Genomic DNA, 6,929 nt, shown 5'->3' with positions numbered 1-6,929 from the left:
CCAAGCCCCCGACGAAGCCCCCGGTCTTCACCCCGCCGCCCACCACGCCGCCCGGTGACGACGGCGGCACGGACGGCGGTGCCGACGAGGGTGGTACCGACGGTGGTACCGACGGCGGCGCCGTGAACGGCAGCGACATCGGCACCGAGCTCGGGACCGAGATCGGCACTGACGGCGGCAGCGACGCGGGTGCGGACGGCGGCACTGACACGGGCGCTGACGCTGGTGCGGACGGTGGCGCTGACGCCGGTGCGGACGGTGGCGCTGACACGGGCGCGGACACCGGTGCTGACGCTGGTGCGGACGGCGGCGCTGACACGGGCGCGGACACGGGTGCAGATACAGGGGCCGACACGGGCGCGGACACCGGTGCCGATGCGGGCTCCGAGACCGGCGACGCCACCGGCGCCGAGACGGGTGACGCCACCGGCGCCGAGCCCGGTGCGGAAGCCGGTGCCGAGGGCGGCACCGAGACGCCGCCTCCGACGCCCGACGACGAGTGCCCGACCGACGCCGACCCGGCGACCATCGAGGCCGACCCCGACTGCGAGACCGACATCGAGGAGCCGACGGCGACCGAGGAGCCGGCGCCCACCGACTCGCCGTCGCCGACAGCGGCCGAGACGCCCAACACCGCCTCGCCGACGCCCCGGGTCACCAGCCAGCGCCGCCGGTGGTTCCGGCCCGCCGGACGCCGCTGACGCAGCACAGCTCCCGATCCGTCGCGCGTCCTCCGTCACCCGGCGGGGACGCGCGCGGCGTTTCGTCCCGTCTTCGATGGCGCCAGCCGACTTCACTTGCGCCGGCCGACTTCACTAGCGCCGGCAGACTTCACTAGCGCCGGCAGACTTCACTGGCCGGAACCGTCTTCTGCGGCCCGGCCGCCGCGCAGAAGACGGCTGCTGCCAGTGAAGACGGCTGCTGCTGGTGAAGACGGCTGCTGTGAGTGAGGACGGCTGTTGCTGGTGAGGACGGCTGAGTGCCCGACCGACGCCGACCCGGCGACCATCGAGGCCGACCCCGACTGCGAGACCGACATCGAGGAGCCGACGGCGACCGAGGAGCCGGCGCCCACCGACTCGCCGTCGCCGACAGCGGCCGAGACGCCCAACACCGCCTCGCCGACGCCCCGGGTCACCAGCCAGCGCCGCCGGTGGTTCCGGCCCGCCGGACGCCGCTGACGCAGCACAGCTCCCGATCCGTCGCGCGTCCTCCGTCACCCGGCGGGGACGCGCGCGGCGTTTCGTCCCGTCTTCGATGGCGCCAGCCGACTTCACTTGCGCCGGCCGACTTCACTAGCGCCGGCAGACTTCACTAGCGCCGGCAGACTTCACTGGCCGGAACCGTCTTCTGCGGCCCGGCCGCCGCGCAGAAGACGGCTGCTGCCAGTGAAGACGGCTGCTGCTGGTGAAGACGGCTGCTGTGAGTGAGGACGGCTGTTGCTGGTGAGGACGGCTGAGTGCCCGACCGACGCCGACCCGGCGACCATCGAGGCCGACCCCGACTGCGAGACCGACATCGAGGAGCCGACGGCGACCGAGGAGCCGGCGCCCACCGACTCGCCGTCGCCGACAGCGGCCGAGACGCCCAACACCGCCTCGCCGACGCCCCGGGTCACCAGCCAGCGCCGCCGGTGGTTCCGGCCCGCCGGACGCCGCTGACGCAGCACAGCTCCCGATCCGTCGCGCGTCCTCCGTCACCCGGCGGGGCGCGCGGCGTTTCGTCCCGTCTTCACTAGCGCCAGCCGACTTCACTAGCCGGAACCGTCTTCTGCGGCCCAAACGCCGAGCAGAAGACGGCTGCTGCCAGTGAAGACGGCTGCTGCTGGTGAGGACGACTGGTGCTGGTGAGGACGACTGGTGCTGTGAGGACGACTGGTGCTGGTGAGGACCGCTGCTGCTGGTGAGGACGGCTGCCCTCGCCGACGGTGGGTCGCTCATGAAGACGGCTGGCGCCGCCGAGGACGGCCGGCTCCACCGCGGGCTCGGCCGGGCGGGACGGTCGGTCAGCTGATCGCCGGGGTAGGAGCGTCGTCGTCGACGGGTGCGGGCCTTCGGGGGCTGAGGCGTTCGCGGCCGATTCCCCACAGCACGATGAGCGCCGCGGCGACCAGGCCCGGCACCAGCACGCCGGCCAGCGTCGTCGCCCAGACCTCGACCGCGACCACGTAGGCCGCCAGCACCGCCCACAGCACGCCGGTGGTCCAGCGGTCGCGGCGGGCCAGGTGCGCGTAGACCAGCAGGTGCGCCAGCGCGTACAGCGCCCCGAGCCCGGCGAACCCGGCGACCCACGGCGCGACGTCGCCGTAGGAGGGGCCGGCCACCAGGTCGACCGCAGGCTCCGCCAGCAGCCAGCTCAGCGCCGTCAGCGCCACGCCGCACCCGGCCACCGCCGCCACCCCCAGCGAGACCGCGGTCCGGCGGCGTGCGGGGTCGGCCAGGGCCGGGAAGGCGAGCATCGGGACGAACTGCGGGAGCCAGAAGGCGATCTTCGTGAAGATGGAGCCGGCCGCGTAGAGGCCGCTGGCCTCGGGGGAGAGGACGTGCCGGGCGAGGATCACGTCGATGTTGGTCAGCACGACGAAGCCGAGCAGCATCGCGCCCGACGACAACGTGGCCCGCGCCGCGAACCCGCCGCGCAGCGACAGCAGCGCCGACGCCGCCGGCCGGGCGACCGTCCAGGCCACGATCCCGGCCGCGACGAACCCGAGCGCGATCCCGATCAGCGCCGAGGTCGCCGTGGGGTCCAGCGCCATGGCGACCAGCCCGCCGCCGACCCGCAGCGCAGCCTGGATCGTCACCAGCGCCGCCAGCGGCCCGAACCGCTCATGCCCCTGGATGATCCCGAGCGACGGCGCCGTCGCGGTCAGCGCCGCGATCGCCACCGCGGCCGCGACGGCGGGCAGGGCCGACGGCAGTTGCAGCACCGACTCGGCGACCGGGCTCAGCGCCGTCAGCGCGACCCCGATGAGGACGGCGAGGATCAGGCCGGACCGCACGGCCGGCGCGACCGGCCGCCCCATGGCCGCGGCTCGCGCCGTCGTCGCCTGGACCGCCAGCGCCGCGACGTTCCCGACGATGATCAGCGCGAGCAGCGCGCTGAACGCGCCGAACTCGTGCGGTCCGAGGCTGCGCGCGCCCGCGACGGTCAGGGCGTACCCGAGGAGGTTCCCCACGCTGGTGCCGACGGCGAGCAGCCCGGCTGAGCTGCGCCCGGCACCGAGCAGGCGTCTGGCGAGCTGCGGCACGCGCCCTATGGTGCCAGGCCGCCGCCGCGCCCGGTCCCGGTTGCCGGGACCGTCCCGATTCGGTCACAAAGTCCTTGCGTGACCAAATTAATCACTGAAAATGCTGGCGTGAATTGTTACCGGCTGGTAGGAAGTCTCCTCATGGTGCACGGCGGCCGCGGACGTCCGCCGGGAAGGAAGCGATGAGGGGCTATTTCCTGCCGGGACTGTTCCTGGCCGTGGCGACCGGCGTGCTGGTCTGGGGCGGCGAGTGGCTCGGCCTCGAGCTGCAGCACGTCGCCCTGCTCGGAGCCGCGCTCGGCGGCGCGACCGGTGTGGTCCCGGACCGCGCGCCGTGGGAGCGGGCCGCCGGCCTGCTGTCCGGCGCCGTGCTGGCCTGGATCGGCTACGCGCTGCGGGCCGCCTGGCTGCCGGACACCTCCGCGGGCCGCGGCGTCGCCGCCATGCTCGTGGTGCTCGCCTGCCTGCTCATCGCGTTCCTGACGTCCGGCCGGCTGCCGCTGTGGTCGTTCCTCATGGGGGCGGCGGCGGTCGTCGGCGCCTACGAGGTCGCCTACACCGCCGCGCCGCCGGAGTTCGTCGAGACCTCGCCGACGGCGCTGACGACGGTGCTGCTGGCGGCCGCTTTCGGCTTCCTCGCCACCGTCTTCCTCGGCAACAGCATCGAGGACGAGCGCGAGCGCGAGCGCGGCCGGTACGCGCCGGACGACGATCCCGAGTCCGGGGACCGCGGCGGCGACAACACCGGCGACGGCCGCGGGGTCGCCGACACCGACGCCGAGTCCGGCCGGCGCAGCCCGTTCTGGGAAGGGGCGCTGCGATGAGCGGCCGTCTCGTCCGCACGAGCGCGGCCGCGGCCGGCGCGGTCGTCGCCACCCTGGTCGCCGCGCCCCTCGCGGCCGCCGAGGTCGACGTCACCAACACCGAGACGGTGCAGGTGTACCTCGAGCCCGACGGCGGGGTCGACCGCGCCCGCGTCTACGACCAGCTCGATCTCACCGGCTCCGGCACGGTCGAGCTGCGCAACCCGGTCACCACCGACGGCCTGCGCAACCTCGACGGCTTCGGCGACACCGACACCGAGGACGGCGAGGCCGTCCTCGAGACCGACGTCGACGGCGAGCAGCGGCGGCGGACGGTGTCCGACTTCTCCGGCGACCTGCCGCTCTCGGTGTCCGTGGAGTACCGGCTCGACGGCGAGGTCGTCGACGCCGGGGACGTGGTGGGAGAGTCCGGCGAGCTGGAGGTCCGCTACCGCGTCGTCAACGAGACCGGTGAGCGGCGCGAGATCCGGTTCGACGACGGCACCGGCACCATGGTCACGGCCGAGGAGGAGGTCTTCGTCCCCATGGTCGGGACGATGACGACCACGCTTCCGCCGTCGTTCACGCGCGTCAGCTCCGGCGAGGCGAACATGGGCGGCGACGGCCGGGGCGGCACGCGGCTCACGTACGCGCTGACGCTGTTCCCGCCCATCGGCTCGGCCGAGCAGGAGTTCGGCTACACCGCCGTCATCGAGGACGGCGTCATCCCGCGGGCCACCCTGTCGGCACTGCCGGTGTCGCCGCTGGACAGCCCCACGTACGCGACCGGCGTCGCCGGGTACGAGGGCGGCATCGAGTCCGGCGCCGCGCTCACCGAGGGCGCCATGACCATCGACGAGAACCTGCTGCGGTTGCGCGACGGCGCCGCGGACCTGCTCGGCGGGCTGATCCAGTTGCGCAACGGCGCCCAGGAGCTCAGCACCGGGCTGTCCGACGAGGCCGCGCCGGGGGCCCGCGAGCTGGCCGACGGCCTCGGCGACCAGCTGGCGCCGGGCGCGCAGGAGCTGCGGGCCGGGGCGAACGAGTTCTACCGGGGCGTCAACGGCGAGCTCGCCCCCGGCGCGGCGCAGCTGTCCGAGGGCGCCGGTGTGCTGGCGTCCGGCTTGGAGGAGCGGCTGGTGCCAGGCGCTGGGCAGCTGGCCGACGGGGGAGCGGAGCTGGCCGAAGGGCTGCAGGGACGGCTCGCCCCGGGAGCGACGCAACTGGCCGACGGCGCCTCCGACGCCGCCGCCGGGGCGGGGCAGCTGGCCGACGGCCTCGAGACCGCGGGCGACCGCGCGCCGGAGCTGATCGGCGGGCTCGAGCAGGTCGGCTCCGGGCTGGACCGCGTCGACGCCGGACTGACCCAGCTGTACGACGGCATCGGCGGGCTGCCCGACCAGGCGCAGCCCCTGGTCAACGGTCTGCGTGACCTGCGCGACGGCATCGGCGCCAAGGACGAGCCAGAGACCCTGCTCGGTGGGCTCGAGACGATCCGAGTCGGGCTGAAGGAAGAGGCCGTCCCGGCGCTGCAGCAGATGGCCGAGGGCGTCTACAACGAGTCCGCCTCCGAGCCCGGCGCGTACCAGCGCCTCGGCTGCGCCGTCGTCGTCCTGCAGGACATCGCCGACCGCAAGACCAGCGGGTTCGGCCCGCCCTGCTACACGCCTGAGCAGGCGGTGCTCCTGAACACGGCCCGCCCGGCGCTCGGCTACGACGTCGACGCCGTCACCGACCAGGTGCTGGCCGGGCTGCGCGACCAGCTCGCCGACGGCCGGTCTTCGCTGGCGAATCCGGACGACCCGATGGATCAGGACACGCTGTACGGCGGGCTCAACACCCTGGAAGCCGCCCTGACCAGCGGCGACGGCGTCCTGGCCGGCCTGGTGCGGCTGCAGTGCGGCCTGTCCAACCGGTCCACCGACGTGTGCGACCGCGATCAGCCGGGTCTGCTGCAGGGTGTGAACCTGCTCGAGGACGGCGTCGGGCAACTGGTCAGCGGCGTGGTCGGCTCGGTGCAGGGCGGCATCGGCGAGCCCGAGGACACCCCGGCCGACGAGACGCTGCGCGGCGGCGTGAACGGCCTCAGCGACGGCGTCGACCAGATCATCGCCGGCGGCAACGCGCTGGTCGCGGGTCTGATGCAGCTCACCGACGGCGCGCACCAGCTGCACGACGGCAACCTGCGGATCTCCGACGGGGCCGACGAGCTGGCCGCCGGGGCGCGGGACGCCGCCGACGGCGCCGGCCGCATCGCCGACGGCGCGGGCCAGCTCGAGGACGGCGCCCGCGACGCCGCCGACGGCGCCGGGCAGATCGAGGACGGCGCCGGCCGGCTCTCCGAGGGCGCCCAGGACGCCGCCGACGGCGCGGGCCAGATCGCCGACGGCGCCGGACGGCTGGCCGACGGCGCGAACGAGGCCGCCGTCGGGGCCGGGGTCCTCGCCACCGGGCTCGAGACCGCCGCCGACGGGTCGGTGCAGATCTACGACGGCCTGCTCCAGGCCGCCCAGGGCGCGCCGCAGCTCGTCGACGGCGCCGAGCGGCTGTCCACCGAGGGCGCGTCGCAGCTGGCCGCCGCCGGGCAGGAGACCGCCGCCGACTTCGGCACCCGGTACGCCCTGCTCGAGGCCGGCGCCGACCGCGCCAAGAACGAGCCGCTGGTCAACGGCGCACCCGCCGGAGCCACACTGAAGACGGCGTTCACGTACGAGATCCCCGAGGTCAGCGGCGAGGGCGGGCGCAACATCACCCGCGGCGTCGTGGCGCTCGGCGTGTTCGCGGCGGCCGCCGCCGCGGCGACCCTCCTCCGGGGCCGCCGCACCTGACCCCGTCGGGGCGGCCGCCATCCCCCGGGCAGGCCGCCCCGACGGCAATCC

At 74.9% G+C, this 6,929-nt stretch carries 5 protein-coding genes and 1 pseudogene; 5 read left to right on the top strand and 1 reads right to left on the bottom strand.

Annotated features, from left to right (window positions below; translation table 11 throughout):
- From E1212_RS30225 to E1212_RS28705, 3 genes and pseudogenes are all read left to right on the top strand, one after another.
- A pseudogene (locus tag E1212_RS30225) lies at positions 1 to 701 on the top strand (hypothetical protein); the annotation flags it as partial.
- A 264-nt stretch (positions 702 to 965) separates the two neighbouring features.
- Positions 966 to 1,181 (top strand): hypothetical protein, encoded by a 216-nt coding sequence (locus E1212_RS28710; protein ID WP_131988912.1) that lies wholly within the window; start codon positions 966 to 968, stop codon positions 1,179 to 1,181.
- 264 nt (positions 1,182 to 1,445) lie between these two features.
- A complete protein-coding gene (locus E1212_RS28705) occupies positions 1,446 to 1,661 on the top strand; it encodes a hypothetical protein (RefSeq protein WP_131988912.1) in 216 nt (71 codons plus the stop codon).
- 344 nt (positions 1,662 to 2,005) lie between these two features.
- Here the strand turns inward: E1212_RS28705 and E1212_RS28700 are convergent, their stop codons facing one another.
- Positions 2,006 to 3,247 (bottom strand): oligosaccharide flippase family protein, encoded by a 1,242-nt coding sequence (locus tag E1212_RS28700; RefSeq protein ID WP_131988910.1) that lies wholly within the window; start codon positions 3,245 to 3,247, stop codon positions 2,006 to 2,008.
- 182 nt (positions 3,248 to 3,429) lie between these two features.
- Here E1212_RS28700 and E1212_RS28695 point away from each other — a divergent pair, with 182 nt between their 5' ends.
- Both E1212_RS28695 and E1212_RS28690 read left to right on the top strand, forming a co-directional pair.
- Complete coding sequence (locus E1212_RS28695; RefSeq protein WP_131988908.1) at positions 3,430 to 4,071, top strand: hypothetical protein; 642 nt, start codon at positions 3,430 to 3,432, stop codon at positions 4,069 to 4,071.
- Positions 4,068 to 6,878, top strand: a complete 2,811-nt coding sequence (locus tag E1212_RS28690; RefSeq protein ID WP_131988906.1) for a methyl-accepting chemotaxis protein — start codon at positions 4,068 to 4,070, stop codon at positions 6,876 to 6,878. The genes E1212_RS28695 and E1212_RS28690 overlap by 4 nt, the downstream gene beginning before the upstream one ends.
- The last annotated feature ends 51 nt before the right edge of the window (positions 6,879 to 6,929 follow it).

This window comes from Jiangella ureilytica (assembly GCF_004348545.1).
In the GTDB taxonomy this organism is placed as follows: Bacteria; Actinomycetota; Actinomycetes; order Jiangellales; family Jiangellaceae; genus Jiangella; species Jiangella ureilytica.
This window is presented reverse-complemented; position numbering and strand designations above follow the sequence as displayed.